At 70.2% G+C, this 14065-nt stretch carries 13 protein-coding genes; 6 read left to right on the plus strand and 7 right to left on the minus strand.

Annotated features, from left to right (window positions below; genetic code table 11):
• Positions 1-251: 251 nt before the first annotated feature.
• The 4 genes from AC3WOH_RS28325 to AC3WOH_RS28340 all read left to right on the plus strand — a co-directional run bounded on the left by AC3WOH_RS28325 (position 252) and on the right by AC3WOH_RS28340 (position 4095).
• Positions 252-1157: a LysR family transcriptional regulator gene (locus AC3WOH_RS28325; protein WP_492232645.1), complete on the plus strand. Its 906-nt coding sequence runs from the start codon at positions 252-254 to the stop codon at positions 1155-1157.
• A 49-nt stretch (positions 1158-1206) separates the two neighbouring features.
• Positions 1207-1683, plus strand: coding sequence for a DUF3617 domain-containing protein (locus tag AC3WOH_RS28330; RefSeq protein ID WP_492232646.1), 477 nt, complete (start codon positions 1207-1209; stop codon positions 1681-1683).
• 358 nt (positions 1684-2041) lie between these two features.
• On the plus strand, positions 2042-2905 hold the full coding sequence (locus AC3WOH_RS28335) for an RNA ligase family protein (protein ID WP_492232647.1): 864 nt from the start codon (positions 2042-2044) through the stop codon (positions 2903-2905).
• A gap of 44 nt (positions 2906-2949) precedes the next feature.
• Complete coding sequence (locus AC3WOH_RS28340) at positions 2950-4095, plus strand: AAA family ATPase (RefSeq protein ID WP_492232680.1); 1146 nt, start codon at positions 2950-2952, stop codon at positions 4093-4095.
• Here the strand turns inward: AC3WOH_RS28340 and AC3WOH_RS28345 are convergent.
• Positions 4077-5015, minus strand: a complete 939-nt coding sequence (locus AC3WOH_RS28345; RefSeq protein ID WP_492232648.1) for an AraC family transcriptional regulator — start codon at positions 5013-5015, stop codon at positions 4077-4079. The genes AC3WOH_RS28340 and AC3WOH_RS28345 overlap by 19 nt on opposite strands.
• A gap of 48 nt (positions 5016-5063) precedes the next feature.
• Here AC3WOH_RS28345 and AC3WOH_RS28350 point away from each other — a divergent pair, with 48 nt between their 5' ends.
• A complete protein-coding gene (locus AC3WOH_RS28350) occupies positions 5064-6473 on the plus strand; it encodes a cytochrome P450 (RefSeq protein ID WP_492232649.1) in 1410 nt (469 codons plus the stop codon).
• On the opposite strand, the gene mtgA is transcribed toward AC3WOH_RS28350, so the two are convergent.
• From mtgA to AC3WOH_RS28375, 5 genes are read right to left on the minus strand one after another with little or no spacing between them, the layout of a single operon-like run.
• A complete protein-coding gene (mtgA, locus tag AC3WOH_RS28355) occupies positions 6470-7204 on the minus strand; it encodes a monofunctional biosynthetic peptidoglycan transglycosylase (RefSeq protein ID WP_492232650.1) in 735 nt (244 codons plus the stop codon). The two genes, AC3WOH_RS28350 and mtgA, sit on opposite strands and share 4 nt — an antisense overlap.
• A 25-nt stretch (positions 7205-7229) precedes the next feature.
• Positions 7230-8084: a shikimate dehydrogenase gene (aroE, locus tag AC3WOH_RS28360; RefSeq protein ID WP_492232651.1), complete on the minus strand. Its 855-nt coding sequence runs from the start codon at positions 8082-8084 to the stop codon at positions 7230-7232.
• Positions 8085-8135: 51 nt separating this feature from the next.
• Positions 8136-8996, minus strand: coding sequence for an energy transducer TonB (locus AC3WOH_RS28365; protein ID WP_492232652.1), 861 nt, complete (start codon positions 8994-8996; stop codon positions 8136-8138).
• Positions 8993-11065 (minus strand): ribonuclease catalytic domain-containing protein, encoded by a 2073-nt coding sequence (locus tag AC3WOH_RS28370; protein WP_492232653.1) that lies wholly within the window; start codon positions 11063-11065, stop codon positions 8993-8995. Before AC3WOH_RS28370 ends, AC3WOH_RS28365 begins: the two co-directional genes overlap by 4 nt.
• Positions 11066-11110: 45 nt before the next feature.
• Complete coding sequence (locus AC3WOH_RS28375) at positions 11111-11677, minus strand: pilin (protein WP_492232654.1); 567 nt, start codon at positions 11675-11677, stop codon at positions 11111-11113.
• 133 nt (positions 11678-11810) lie between these two features.
• Here AC3WOH_RS28375 and AC3WOH_RS28380 point away from each other — a divergent pair, with 133 nt between their 5' ends.
• Positions 11811-13391: a Wzy polymerase domain-containing protein gene (locus tag AC3WOH_RS28380; RefSeq protein WP_492232655.1), complete on the plus strand. Its 1581-nt coding sequence runs from the start codon at positions 11811-11813 to the stop codon at positions 13389-13391.
• Here AC3WOH_RS28380 and AC3WOH_RS28385 read toward each other — a convergent pair.
• A complete protein-coding gene (locus AC3WOH_RS28385) occupies positions 13374-13958 on the minus strand; it encodes a YqiA/YcfP family alpha/beta fold hydrolase (RefSeq protein ID WP_492232656.1) in 585 nt (194 codons plus the stop codon). The genes AC3WOH_RS28380 and AC3WOH_RS28385 overlap by 18 nt on opposite strands.
• Positions 13959-14065: the final 107 nt, after the last annotated feature.

A 14065-nucleotide genomic window follows, 5' to 3' on the forward strand; every position in this document is an offset into this window, starting at 1 on the left:
CCTGGGTGTCCTGGGTGTCGGGATGTTCATGGGCCTGGCCACCGGTCCGGCCTGGGGCCGCTGCTGCTGGGACAAGAAAGATGAATGGGTGGAAGGGGCCGGTACGCGCGCGCTATTGGTCCGCAAAGGCACTTGGGCTGAGAATGTAAGCAAATGAATCACCATTGAAAAGACAAGATTCTTCGGTGGGTGATCAAAAGATTTGATCACCAGAGCTGTTGCTGGGGCCGATACACAGGTACTGGAGTGGTATGGCGACCGATTCCCCGATCCGATTTAATCTGCGCCAACTGGGCGTCTTCCGGTCCGTGGCGGAGAGCGGCGGCATCCGCGCCGCGGCGCGCCGGCTGGGCCTGACCCAGCCGGCCGTCACGCACGCCGTGCGCGAGCTGGAGCAGGGCCTGGGCGTCGATCTGTTCGTGCGCAGCACCAAGGGCGTGCGCCTGACCGCGCCCGGCGAAGCCCTGCTGCTGCGCACCCAGCGCATCCTGCACGAGGCGCAGAGCGCCCAGGCGGAGCTCGAACAGATGGGCGGGGGCCTGGGCGGGCGGCTGCGCATTGCCCTGAGTGCGGCCGCCAGCAGCGTGCTGCCGCAGGCCCTGACCGACTTCCGCGCGCAGCGCCCCGATGTGGTGCTGGAGCTGCGCGAAATGACCTGGCCCACCCGCCTGGATGGCTGGAAGGAGGGGGAGTACGACTTCGCCGTGCTCGCGCAGGCCGATGTGCCGCACCAGGACGCCCTGGAGCGGGAGCCGCTCTTTTCCATCCCCGCGGTGCTGGCCGTGTGCACCGGGCATCCGCTGGCGGGTGCGCGCTCCATCGCCGAGCTGGCCCAGGCGCTGTGGCTGGCGCCGGGCTATGGCATGGAGGTCCTGGACCTGCTGTTCGCGCAGTGCCAGACGCCACCGCCGCGCGACATCATCTACTGCCACTCCGTCTCGATCGCCCTGTCGCTGCTGCGCACCACCGATGCCGTCGGCGTGGTCTCCTCGCGCCTGTTCCTGGACGCGGGCGCCAGCCGCGGGCTGGTGGCGCTCGCGGTCGCCGAGCCCCTGCCGGCCGCCCGCGTCTGCGTGGTGATCCGCGACCGCCAGGCCCTCACCCCGGCCGCCCGGCTGTTCATCGACTGCCTGCACCAGGCGGCCAAGGCCCTGTGAGCCGCGGGCGCGGTATGCTGGGTGCACCGACCTTCCACCCCCTCCATCCATGACCACCCTTCAGCGGCCCCTCGTCCTCGCACTGCTTGCGCTGTTGGTGGGGCCGGCCGCGGCGCAGCCGGTGCCAGGGCTCTGGGAGCGCCGCTTCACGGCCTTCCTGGCAGATCCCGTGACGGGCGAGCCAAAGCCCTGGGCCGAGCCCGCGCAGCAGCGTTGCATGTCCGAGGCCGAGCTGCGCAAGCTGCCCTTCCTCGGCGCGGCAGCGAGCAAGGCCTCGTACGAATCGAACGGCAGCAGTTGCACGGTGTCGGACGAAGCGCAGTCCGGCGCCACGGCCTCCTGGAACCTGCAGTGCCGGGAGAGAGATGGCCGCAAGGCGCAGATGCGGGTGTCTGTCGAAGTCTCGGCAGAGCGCATCGTCTCCCACAGCCGCCTGGCCCTGGAAGACCGGGCGCCGGGTGCGAGCGACGTGCGCGCCGAGGTCCGCATGCAGCGGCTGGGCCCCTGCGACGCCGGCAAGCCGTGAAGGCCCGCTGTGGCGGGAAAACGCCATGGCGCCCCACGGCGCTTGAAAACGCGGGCGCGAGCCCGTAGCATTCGCCCTCTTCCAAAAACCTCACCTTTGCGAGACCCACATGCCCCGCACCCCCCGTTCCTGCTGAACGACACGCCACACGAAGCCCGCGGCCTCAAGCCCCGGGTTATGCCGCTCGTGTGGGCCTGCAGACAAGCCAGAGCGTTCCCCTGCCGCCGCCCCATCGGCGCGGGTTTCTGAAGCTCCCGGCTTGATCTCGCCATCTCCGGTCCTGCGCTGACCACCTGCGTCGTCTTCGGCCCCTGTCCCAGGCTTTTGCTGCCTGGTTCCCTGCCTGCCGGAGACTTCCATGACGCAACCATCCTTTTTGCACAACCGCGAACTCGCGAAATACCCCCGTACGCCCCACCTGCAGGGCTCCCGCTACCAGCCCGGCGACAAGGGCGAGCCCGTGCCCTATGCCGAACTGCTGGGCAAGACCCTGGTGGTGGAGGAAAAGCTCGACGCCGCCAACGCCGGCCTGAGCTTCGACGCCGCGGGCCAATTGCTGCTGCAGTCGCGCGGCCACTACCTCGACGTGGACCGCCTGGGCGGGCGCGAGCGCCAGTTCAACCTGTTCAAGCAGTGGGCTCGCGCGCACGAAAGCCGGCTGCTTGAGGTGCTGGAAGACCGCTACGTGGTGTACGGCGAGTTCATGCACGCCAAGCACTCGGTCTACTACGACGCGCTGCCGCACCTGTTCTGCGAGTTTGATATCTGGGACCGCCAGGCAGAGGTGTTCCTCGACACGCCCGCGCGCCATGCGCTGCTGGCCGGCGTGCCCGTGGTCTCGGTGCCGGTGCTCTATGCCGGCCTCGCGCCGCCGCGCATGCAGGCGCTGCAGGCCCTGGTGGGCCCCTCGCTCGCGCGCACCGCGCAGTGGCGCACGGCGTTTGAGAGCGAGGTCGTGCGCCAGGGGCTGGACCTGGCCCTGTGCTGGCAGCAGACCGACCGGTCCGAGCTGGCCGAGGGCCTGTACATCAAGGTGGAGGAGGGCGGCCGCACCGTGGGGCGCTTCAAGCTTGTGCGGCCGGACTTCATCCAGACCATCCTGGATTCGCAGTCGCACCACAGCGAGCGCCCGGTGGTTCCCAACCGCCTGCGCGCCGGTGTGGACCTGTTCGCCCCCGAGGTCGACAAGCGCTGGCCCATCGCGGGCGGCGGCCGGCTCTGAACCCCATGGCGGGCCTGGTCCCGCCCAAGGAGAATTTCATGACGATGTTCCAATGGAAAGACGTGCAGGGCCTGGTCCCTGCCGCAGGCGGCACGCCCGATCTGGCCGCCTGCCTGGAGGCCTTCCCGCAGTTGCGGCTGGCCGCAACGACGCCGCAGGACCCCGTGTTCCATGCGGAAGGGGATGTGTGGACCCACACCGTCATGGTGCTGCGCTGCCTGCTGGACAGCGCGGACTATGCGGCGCTGGCGCGGGCCGACCAGGAGGTCGTGTTCCTCGCCGCGCTGTTGCACGACGTGGCCAAGTGCAGCACCACCGTGGTGGACGAGGCCACGGGCCGCATATCGCAGCCCGGCCACTCGCGCAAGGGCGCCATCGACGCACGCATCGCACTGTGGGATGCAGGCGCGCCGCTGGCCGTGCGCGAGGCGATCTGCCGCCTCATCGGAGTGCACCAGGTGCCCTTCTTCGCGCTGGAGACCTCGCGCAAGGGCGTGTCACCCGAGTTCACCGTGCGCCAGCTGTCCTGGCAGGTGGACCTGCGCCTGCTGGCGATGCTGGCCGAGGCGGACATGCGCGGGCGCATCTGCCCCGACCCGCAGCGCACGCTGGACGCCATCGAGCTGTTCCGCGAGCTGGCGCGCGAGGAGGGCTGTTATGGCCAGCCGCGCGCCTTTGCCGACGCGCACACGGCGCTCAGCTACTTCCGCGGCGCCAATGTGCACCCCGACTATGCGCTGCACCAGGAGCCGGGCTCGCGCGTGGTGGTGATGTGCGGCCTGCCGGCCTCGGGCAAGGACACCTGGGTCGCCACCCACCACCCGCGGCTGCCCGTGGTGTCGTTCGACGATGCGCGCGCCCAGCTGGGCCTGCGCCACGGCAAGAACGAAGGCCTGGTGGCCCACCATGCGGTGGACCAGGCCAAGGCCCTGCTGCGCGCGCATGCGCCCTTCGTGTGGAACGCCACGCACCTGTCCGACCAGATGCGCTCCAAGACGCTGGACCTGTGCTTTGCCTACCACGCCGAGGTGGAGATCGTGTACCTGGAGCAGCCGCGCGCCCAGTTGCTGGCGCGCAACCAGCGGCGCGACAGCTCGCTGCCCAACAAGCGCCTGCTGGAGATGCTGCTGCGCTGGGAGGTGCCGCTGCCGACCGAGGCACACCGGGTGGCTTACACCCAGATGCGGTAGGCCCAGAAGGCCTCGTCGCTGCGGATGCCCTCGTACAGCGCCTGCGGCGCATAGCCCGTGATGCGCCGCGTGACGCGGCACATGTGCGATTGGTCCGAGAAACCCGCGCCCGCGGCCACCTCGGCCCAGCGCACGGGCGATGCGGCCGCGTCCGCCGCGATGGTGTCGAAGAAGGCCTGCTCGGCGCGGCCGAAGCCACGCAGTTCGCGCAGCGGCAGGCCGGCCCAGCGCTTGATGCGCCGCTCCAGCTGGCGCAGGCTGCGGCCGGGGCCCGACAGGGCCGCGCGCTGCGCCAGGTGGGCCGCCCAGTCGCCGTAGCGCTGCGATGCCGTGGCCGCGCCGGGCCGGCAGGCCTGCCAGCGCGGCAGCAGAAACTGCTCCAGGCACTCCATGCGCGCCGCATCATCGGGCTGGTGCTGCACGGTCTCGCACATGGCCAGCCAGTCACGCGGCAGCAGCGTGGCGGCGTCCACCGTGCGGTCGGTCAGGTCCTCGGGGGCCAGGCCGGTGAGCAGGTGCAGTGCATCGGGCATGAACATCACCATCATGGCGTGCGTGGGCTCGGGGCACCAGCTGGTCGAGGGCCGGGTTTGCGGGCCTGCCAGCACCCAGCGCCCCGCGTAGGGCTCGCGCGGGCTGTCCAGGCCCGGCATGGTGTCGGGCCGCCCGGGCACCAGGCGCTCGCTGCGGCCGGTGAACCACCAGCTCAGGCTGCACAGCGGCGTGGCGGGAAAGCGGTTGATGCGCTCGGCATCGCTGAGCGCATGGCCCAGCGTGCTGCGCACGATGGTGGCGCGCAGGCAGGCCGACAGGCTGGCATGCGGCAGCCACAGCTGGCCCGAGGGGATCAGCCCTTCGGGGTGCCGGGTGGGAGAGGCAGCGAGGAAGGCCATGGGGCGCGAGTGTAGGCCAGCGGCCATGTCGCAATCGTTCAATACGCGGGGGGCGGGCCGTACCACCATGCCGGCATGAACACGATGCTCTCCACCGATCCTGCACACGCTGTTGCCCCTGCGGTCCCTCAGCCCTCGGGCCCGGTGTCGCGCTGGTGGGGCCTGCCGCTGCTGCGCCAGATGCGTGCTGACTACCTGGGCTTCGTCACCCGGCTGCAGCGCGAGCATGGCGACCTCACCCGCATGCGCCTGGGCTACGAGGATGCCTGGGACCTGCTCTCGCCCGAGCTGGTGCGCGAAGCCCTGGTCACCCATGCCGAGCACCTGGTGCGCTGGGAGCGCGGCATCGAAGTCTTCGAGCAGGCCTTCGGCCAGAGCGTGCTGGTGACCGAGCACGCCACCTGGCAGCGCCAGCGCCGCATGCTGATGCCGGCCTTCACACCCCGGCGGGTGGCGGGCTACGCCCAACTGATGGCCGATGCCGCCTGCCGCGCACTCGATGGCGCCGTTCCCCCGGGCCAGCGCGAAGCGCTGGTGGCCATGGACGGGTTGTGGTCGGGCGTGGCGATGGACGTGATCCTGCGCACCCTGTTCGGGGAGTCGGCACAGGACGATGCACGCGATGCCGCCTGGGCCACCCAGGTCCTGTCGGCCACGGCGTTCTCGGACATGTTCATGCCCTTCTCCCTGCCCGACTGGCTGCCTCTGCCGGGCAAGGCCGCCAAGCGCCGCGCGCTGAGACTGCTGCGCGCGCTGGTGCAGCGCCACATCGACCAGCGGCATGCACAGGCACGCGAGTCGGCGCCGCGCACCGATCTGCTGCAGATGCTGCTGGACCTGCGCGACGAGGCCACGGGCGAAGCCCTGTCGGCGCAGGAGGTGTTCGACCAGTGCATGGTCAGCTTCCAGGCCGGGCACGAGACCAGCGCCACGGCCCTCTTGTGGTGGAGCCGGCTCATGGCCGGGCACCCCGAAGCCGCGCAGCGCGCACAGGCCGAGGTGGATGCGGCGCTGCAGGGCCGCGTGCCGGGCCCGCAGGACATGGCGCAACTGCCCTGGCTCACCGCCACGCTCAAGGAGGCCATGCGCCTGTACCCGCCCGTGGCCGCCGTGATGAGCCGGCGCACCACGGCGCCCATCACCCTGGGTGGCGTGGCCGTGCCGCGGGGCGCGCTGCTGCGCATCACGCCCTGGGTGCTGCACCGCGACGCGCGCTGGTTCGCCGAGCCCGGGTGCTTTCGGCCCGCGCGCTTTCTGGAGGGCGCGCCCGAGCTGCCGCGTGGCGCGTTCATGCCCTTCGGCCTGGGCCCGCGCGTGTGCATCGGCCAGCATTTCGCGATGCTGGAGATGCAGCTGCTGGCGGCCATGCTGCTGCAGCGCTACACCCTGCAGGTGCCCGAGGGGGCCGCGCCGCTGCAGCCCCAGTTGCATGTGACCCTGCGGCCGCAGCAGCCCATCGCGCTGCGGCTGCGCCGGCGCAGCTAGGGCAATTCCGCGCTGCCCATGCGCGCCAGAATGGTGCGCGTGCGCCCCGCCAGGTAGGCGGACCCCGGTGTCTTCTCGAAGCGCTTGGGCGCCGGCAGCATCACGGCCAGGCGGGCCGCTTCGCCCGAGCTCAGGCGGCTGGCGCTCTTGCGGAAGTAGTGCTGCGCCGCGGCCTCGGCGCCGAATACGCCTTCGCCCCATTCCACGCTGTTGAGGTAGATCTCCAGGATGCGCTCTTTGCTCAGCAGCTGCTCCAGCAGCAGCGTGAGCACGAACTCCTGGCCCTTGCGCAAGAGCGTGCGCTCGCCCGAGAGCAGCAGGTTCTTGGCCAGCTGCTGGGTGATGGTGGAGCCGCCGCGGATCTTGGGGGCGCGCTGCGGGCGGTCGGGGGCGCGGGCCTGGGTCTTGGCGGCCTGGGCCTCGGCCTTGGCATTGCGCTCCCAGGCCTTCTCGATGGCGGCCCAGTCCACGCCGTCGTGGTTGGCAAAGCCGTCGTCCTCGGAGGCGATCACGGCGCGCTTGAGGTGCTCCGAGATCGTGCCATAGGGCACCCATTCCTGGCGCCAGCGCACCTTGCCGCTGGCGGCCACCTGCACCCAGGCTTCGGAGCGCTGGAAGCTTGTCGATTCGGGGTTGACCACCACCATGGCCGCGATGCGCAACACGAAGAACAGCTGCAGCGCCACGAAGGCGAACACCAGCAGGCCCAGCCAGCGCAGCACGGCTTTCATGGTGTGGTGGTTTCCTCGGGGCGGATCAGTGGGGCTGCAGCGCCAACTGCGCCTGCAGTTCGGCCAGCACCTGGGCCGATGGGGGGCGCACGCCGCGCCAGAAGGCGAAGGCCTCGGCCGCCTGCTCCACCAGCATGCCCAGGCCATCGCGCGGCACGGCGCCGTGCGCGGCTGCCCAGTCCAGGAAGCCCTGGGCCGCGGGGCCGTACATCATGTCGTAGGCCAGGCCGCCCGGGCGGAGCACGCTGGCCGCCACGGGCACGGCGTCGCCGGCCAGGCTGCTGGCCGTGGCGTTGACGACCACGTCGAACGCGCCGACCACCCCCTCCAGGCTGCTCGCTGCCAACTGCGCGCCCAGGCTGGCGGCCAGCACCTGGTGCGATTGCACCAGCGCCTCGGCCTTGGCCACGGTGCGGTTGGCGATGGTGACCTGGGATGCCCCGGCCTGCAGCAGCGGGCCCAGCACGCCGGCCGCGGCACCACCGGCACCGACCAGCAGCACGCTCGCGCCCTGCAGGGCCACGCCGGCATTGCGCGTGATATCGGCCACCAGGCCCAGGCCATCGGTGTTGTCGCAGTGGATGCTGCCGTCCGGCCGGAAGGCCAGGGTGTTGGCCGCGCCCGCGAGCTGCACGCGTTCGCTGCAGTGCGTGGCCAGCAGCGGTGCCTCGGTCTTGAACGGCACGGTGACATTGCAGCCGCGCCCGCCCTGGGCCGCGAAATCGCGCACACCCTCTGCAAAGCCATCCAGCGCGACCAGGCGCCGTTCGTAGGCCAGCACCTCGCCGGTCAGTTCGGCAAAGCGCGCATGGATGGCGGGTGAGCGGCTGTGCGCCACCGGGTTGCCCATCACGCAGTACAGATCGGTGGCTTGGCTCATCTCAAACATTACAAGGGGTGGGGCGCTGCCGCCAGGGCGTCGCGCCGGGGATCAACGAACAGTGGTTTCCAGGGTCTGTTCGCGGGTGAAGCGAAAGCGTGCCACCATGGCGATCTGGTCGGCCTTGGCGCGCATGTCCTGGTTGAAGGTGCCGAACGGGCCGGCGGCGCGCGCGATGGCCTCGGCCCGGCGGTCCAGCGTGGCATTGCCCGAACCCTGCACAACCTCGGTTTCAAGCACGCGGCCATCGTGGTTGACGGTGACGATCATCGTCAGCTCGCCATAGAGCTTGCGGCCCGCCTGCTCGGGGAAGTTTTCGGTGCCCTTGTCCTCGACCTTGCGGCGCAGTGCGTCGTAGTAGATCGCGTAGGCCTCTTCGCGCGTGGCCGGGCTGATGTAGCGCTTCTTGGGGCGCGAATTCTCTTCGTTGATGCGCTTTTCGATCTCGGCCAGCAGCTTCACGAGTTGGCGGCGCTTTTCGTCCTGCGCCGACTGCTCGGCGCTCTGGCTGGGTTTGCGCGGATCGGGGGGCGGCATGCTGGCCAGCTGCTTGCGCAGCTGCGTGAGCAGCTGGGTCTGCTGCTCCTGCATCGCGTCCATCTTGCGCTGGGCTTCTTCGAGGTCGTCCCCCATGGCCGTGAGTGCCGAGTAGGGCAGGGGGCTGGTGGCCCGGCCTTTTTCCGCATCGCCGCCGCCGGCCAGGTTGGACTGGGCGATGGCCTGGGCCTTCTCCGGCCGCTCGTTGGACTTGGCATTGACCAGGATGACTTCGAGCGGCGTGTCCTGGAACACGCGGTTGAAGCCCTCGGGGTCGATGAAGCGCACGGTGATGAGCGCCGCATGCACGGCAATCGAGATGCCGAGCGCGAGCTGCAGCGTGCTGAAGGTGCGGAGGAAGGCAGGCAGTTTCACGGCGTCAGATTATCAGCGCTGGCAGGCGCGTCGGCTTCATTCACGTCCACCGCGATGGCGATCGGGCCGGCCACGGTGTCCTCGTCGTCCTCCGCCGCCTCGTCGGCACCGGCTTCGGCTTCGTCGCTGTCCAGGCGCTCCAGCACCGTGCCGTGGATGTCCAGCGTGATCTCGTCGATCTCGCCGAGCTTCACGCGCAGGCGTGCGCCGCGCGGCAGGTTCTGCGCGCCCAGCACCGGGAACACCAGCGGAATGTCGTCCGCCCGCACCAGGAAGCTGCCCCCCGGGCCTTCCTTGAAGACCGTGGCGGTCAGCTCGGTGAGGCCGTGCTGCTGCACGTACTTGAGCGTCCAGAAGCGCTCCATGCCGGCCTGGTAGCCGTTGTAGGCGCTGTAGGCCGCGTCGAAGCTGCTGATGATGGAGAACAGGTCGGCGTCCTTGGGCTTGAACGGCGCGGCCAGCGCGGCCGTCTTGCCATGGCGCGCGCAGGCGATGATCTGCCACTGGTTCACCAGGTCGGTGTAGCGGCGCAGCGGCGAGGTGGCCCACGAGTAGCACTTCACGCCGATGCCCGCATGCGGCAGCGCCTTGGTGCCCATGCGCACCTTTACGCCCGGCGCCATGCTGGCCTGGCTGCGGTAGATGCCGGGCACGCCGAGCTCGGCCATCCAGGCGCCCCAGGTGCTGTTGGCCACGATGGCGGCCTCGGCCACGATCAGGTCCAGCGGCGCGCCGCGGCGGCGCGTGGTGATCTGCACCTGCTCCGATCCATTGGGCTCGCCGCGGTCGTTGCCCACCAGGCGGAAGTTGTAGTCCGGCCGGTTGAAGTTCTCGGGCTTGCCACGCACGATTTCGCGCTGGGCCTTGAGGCTTTGCGCCAGGCGGAACAGGAAGGACAGCTCGGCGCGGCGCACCGCCAGTTCCTCGGGCGTGCCCTCCACCTGCACGCCGGGGTCGGTCAGCCAGGCCTCGGTCACGATGTGGTCGAGCTGGTCGTGGCGCAGGTTGGCCGCCACCGGCACGCGCTCCAGGCGCGTCTCGGTGGACAGGATCTCCAGCGTGCCCTCGTTGATGGTCACGTACAGCGACACCGCCGGGTTGGCGCGGCCTTCGTCCAGGGTGTAAATCTGCACCACCTCGTCGGGCAGCATGGTGATCTTGTAGCCCGGCATGTAGACCGTGGACAGGCGGGTGCGGCCCACCTGGTCGATGGCGCTGCCCGGCTGCACGGCCAGGCCGGGCGCCGCGATGTGGATGCCCAGCACCACGGTGCCCGTGCCCAGGCCCTGGACCGACAGCGCATCGTCGATTTCCGTGGTCTGCGAATCGTCGATGGAATAGGCCTGCACATTCGCCAGGGGCAGGTCCTCGGGCGGCTGGGGCGCGGCCAGGTTGGGAAAGCCCGTGCCCTTGGGGAAGTTCTCGAACAGGAAGCGCTTCCAGTGGAACTGGTAGGCCGAGTCGATGGCGCCGGCCTTTTGCAGCAGGTCCAGCGGGGCGGTGTGCGTGGCGCGGCTGGCCTCGACCACGGCCTTGTATTCGGGCGCGTTCTTGTCGGGCTTGAACAGAATCTTGTAGAGCTGCTCGCGGATGGGTTGGGGGCATTCGCCCCGGCCCAGGGCCGCAGCCCATTCGTCGATCTGGGCCAGCACGGCCTTTTTCTTCTCGATGGCGGCCAGCGCCTGCTGCAGGATCTCGGCCGGTGCCTTCTTGAAGCGGCCCTTGCCCGCGCGGCGGAAGTAGTGCGGTGCCTCGTACAGGCGGAACAGGGCGCCGGCCTGCTGGACCAGCGTGGCGTTTTCGGAGAAATAGTCGCGCGCCAGGTCGGCAAAGCCGAAATCGTCCTCGGGCGCGAATTCCCAGGCCAGGTCCAGCTCGATGGTTTCGGCCACGGCCTGTGCCTGGGCCACCAGCTCGGCCGGGGCGGGCTTCTCGAACTTCAACAGGACGTTGGCGGCCTTGACCTTGACCCGCTTGCCCGAGTCGAGCTCGACCTGGGCCGAACTCTCGGCTTCCGACAGGATACGGCCGGCCATGAACTTGCCGGCTTCTTCAAACAATGCATGCATGGGCGGCATTGTCCCATGGGGCGCCCTGCGTCCCTGGCCGAAGCCTCAGGACTTTGCCGGGCCCAGGCAATCCACGGGGGTGGCAATGGCCGGAAGGCTGGTGGCATCCTTGCCCTGGACGGTCATCTTGTCCGGCACCTTGGCCTTGCCGCAGACCCAGGCAATGGGCACCTGCGGAAAGTCGGTGACGATGGCCGGCCGCAGGGTCAGGACCTTGCCCGCGATGGCCTTGTTGGCCTTGTTGCCGTAGACGATGTTCACGGCGCCGCCCGCCACGGTGACCTTGGCCACGTTGGTGCCCACGATGCGGTCCTCGGGCGGCAGGCCGGCAGCGGCATTGTCGGCGGGCATGGCTTTCTTGAGCGCGTAGTGGGCGGCCACCGCCTGCTTGACGAATTCCACCATCTCCCGGCCCTCCTTGACCTGGGTGCGCAGCATCCGATCCTGGTAGGAGGGCAGGGCCATCAGGGCCAGCACGGCGACGACGGCAACCACCATCATCATCTCGATCATGGTGAAGCCCCGCGGGCGAAGGGCGGGCGGGAAGGCGGTGCGCTGCGGCTGGGTCATGTCGGTGGTGCGGCCGGGGTGGGCGCTGCGGGGGAGCGTCAATAGGGGGGAATATAAGGGCTTGCGCCCCCGGGTCCCCGGGGTGGTGCGCCTCAGAGCCGGCGCGCCACCGGGCGGGGCTCTATGATTCGCGGCTTCCCTTGCCGCACAACCCGCTCCCGCGCCCGCCTTCCCGATGCCGATCGATGCCATTGCCGCACCGCTGACTTTGCTGGCAGTGGCCCTGCCCTTTCTGTTCTCCATCACCACGCCCCCGTCCACCAACGTCTGGCCGTTGCTGGCCTCGTGGACATGCATGCTGCTGCTGGCGGCGCTGGCCTGGCAGCGCGCGCTGCGCTCGCGCCGCCACCCAGGGCTGTGCGACGGTGGCCGCACCATGGCGACCCGGCTGGCGCTGGGGCTGCTGCTGGCCGCGGTCGTGGGCAGCCTGGTCTGCCTGGTGCAGTATTTCGGGGGCGATGTGGGCCTGGCGCCCTGGATCAATGCCTCCACCCCCGGCCAGGCCGTGGGCAACCTGCGCCAGCGCAACCAGCAGGCCACGCTGGTGGCCTTGGGGGCCTGGGCGTTGGCCTGGTCGGTGGCGCAATGGCAGGCCCGCGCGGAAGGGGTGGCCGACCGGCGGCCGCCCCGTGCCGAGAGCCTGGTGGGCCTGGCTTTCGGCATGGCCTTGACCGTGCTGGCCCTGGCCAGCGCCGCCACGTCTTCGCGCACCGGCGCCGTGCAGTGGCTGGTCATCGTGGTGCTGCTGCTGTGGTGGCGCCGCTCGCTCGGGCGCATGGCGCTGTCCGTGGCGCTGGGTGGGGTGGTGCTCTACATCGCGGCGGCCTGGTTGCTGCCGCTGGCGCTGCACAGCTTCAGCGGCGTGCAGGCCGAGGGCCTGTTCAACCGCTTCTCGGGCGACTCCCACCAGTGCACCAGCCGCCGCGTGCTCTGGTCCAACGTGCTCACCCTGATCGCGCAGAAGCCCTGGACGGGCTGGGGCTGGAACGAGCTCGACTACGCCCACTACACCACCCTGTTCCCCGGCGAGCGCTTTTGCGTGCTGCTGGACAATGCCCACAACCTGCCCTTGCACCTGGCGGTGGAACTGGGCCTGCCGGCCGCCGTGCTGCTGTGCGGTGCGGCGCTGGCCTTGATCCTGCGGGCGCGGCCCTGGAGCGAGACCGACCCCTTGCGCCAGCTGGCCTGGGGCATCCTGGCCCTGATCGGCGCCCACAGCATGCTGGAGTTTCCGCTCTGGTACGGGCCGTTCCAGCTGGCGGCCCTGGGCGCGCTGGCCCTGCTGTGGCCGCGCCGCCGTGTTCCGCGCGCGCCCTCCACGGCAGCGCTGGGGGCGGCGGGCATCGTGCTGGTGGCGGGGGCCTTGTTCCTGGCCTGGGTGGCACACGACTACCACCGCATCAGCCAGCTCTACCGGGTGCCCGAGAAGCGCGACCCCTTGTACCGGGACATGGCGCCGGCCACGACGGCGCCCTCCCTGCTGTTCCAGGACCAGGTGGACTTCGCCCTCCTGCCCTCCATCGCGCTCACCCCCGCCACGGCGCAGCAGGTGTTCGACCTGTCCGGCCAGCTGCTGCACTACTCGCCCGAGCCCCGGGTCATCGAGCGGCGCATCGACAGCGCCATCATGCTCGGCCGGGATGACGAGGCCGCCTACCAACTGCGCCGCTACCGCATCGCCTACCCCAAGGACCACGCGCGCTGGCTGAACAAGGCGCCAGCCTCGTCCGCAGCCGCATCAAAGCCGCAGGAATGAGCCCACCAGGGGCAGGTGCACCTCGAAACCCGTGAGCGCATGGTCGCCGCCTTCGAGCACCCGCTGTTGCGCGGCCGGGTAGCGCGCCACCATTTCGCGCCAGTCCAGCACCTCGTCGCCCTGGGCGATGATGGCCAGCTCGGGGGCCGCGGGCGGCAGGCCGCGCACATCCAGGGCCTGCAGCTCGGCGATGTACTCGGGCCGGAAGAAAAAGCGCTCCGCCGGGTCGTGCCAGCTGGTCTGTTCGCCGATGTAGCGCGCCAGGTCGCGCGCCGGGTCCACGGCGGGGTTGAGCAGCACGCTCGGGCAGGCAAGCTGCTGCGCCACCCAGCTGGCATAGAAGCCGCCCAGCGAGGAACCCACCACCGCACTCGTGGCCCGGGGCCAGTGCGCCACCGTGCTGGCCACCAGGGCCATGGCCTCGCGGGGCGAGGGCGGCAGCTGCGGGCACCAGAAATGCACCCCGGGGTGCTCGGCCGCCACATGGGCGGCCATCTGCCGCGCCTTGGCCGACTGGGGAGAGGAGCGGAAACCGTGCAGGTACAGGAGGTGCGTGGTGCGGTTCATGGAAACGGCGGCCGGGAAAAGGCGTAACAGGGGTGGGGGGCAGGGGAATCACTGCCTTGCCAGGCCTTGCACAGGCATAAGATGTTGCAAAGTGTATGTTGCTGTGT

This window comes from Acidovorax sp. FW305-C-20-28, from assembly GCF_058783375.1.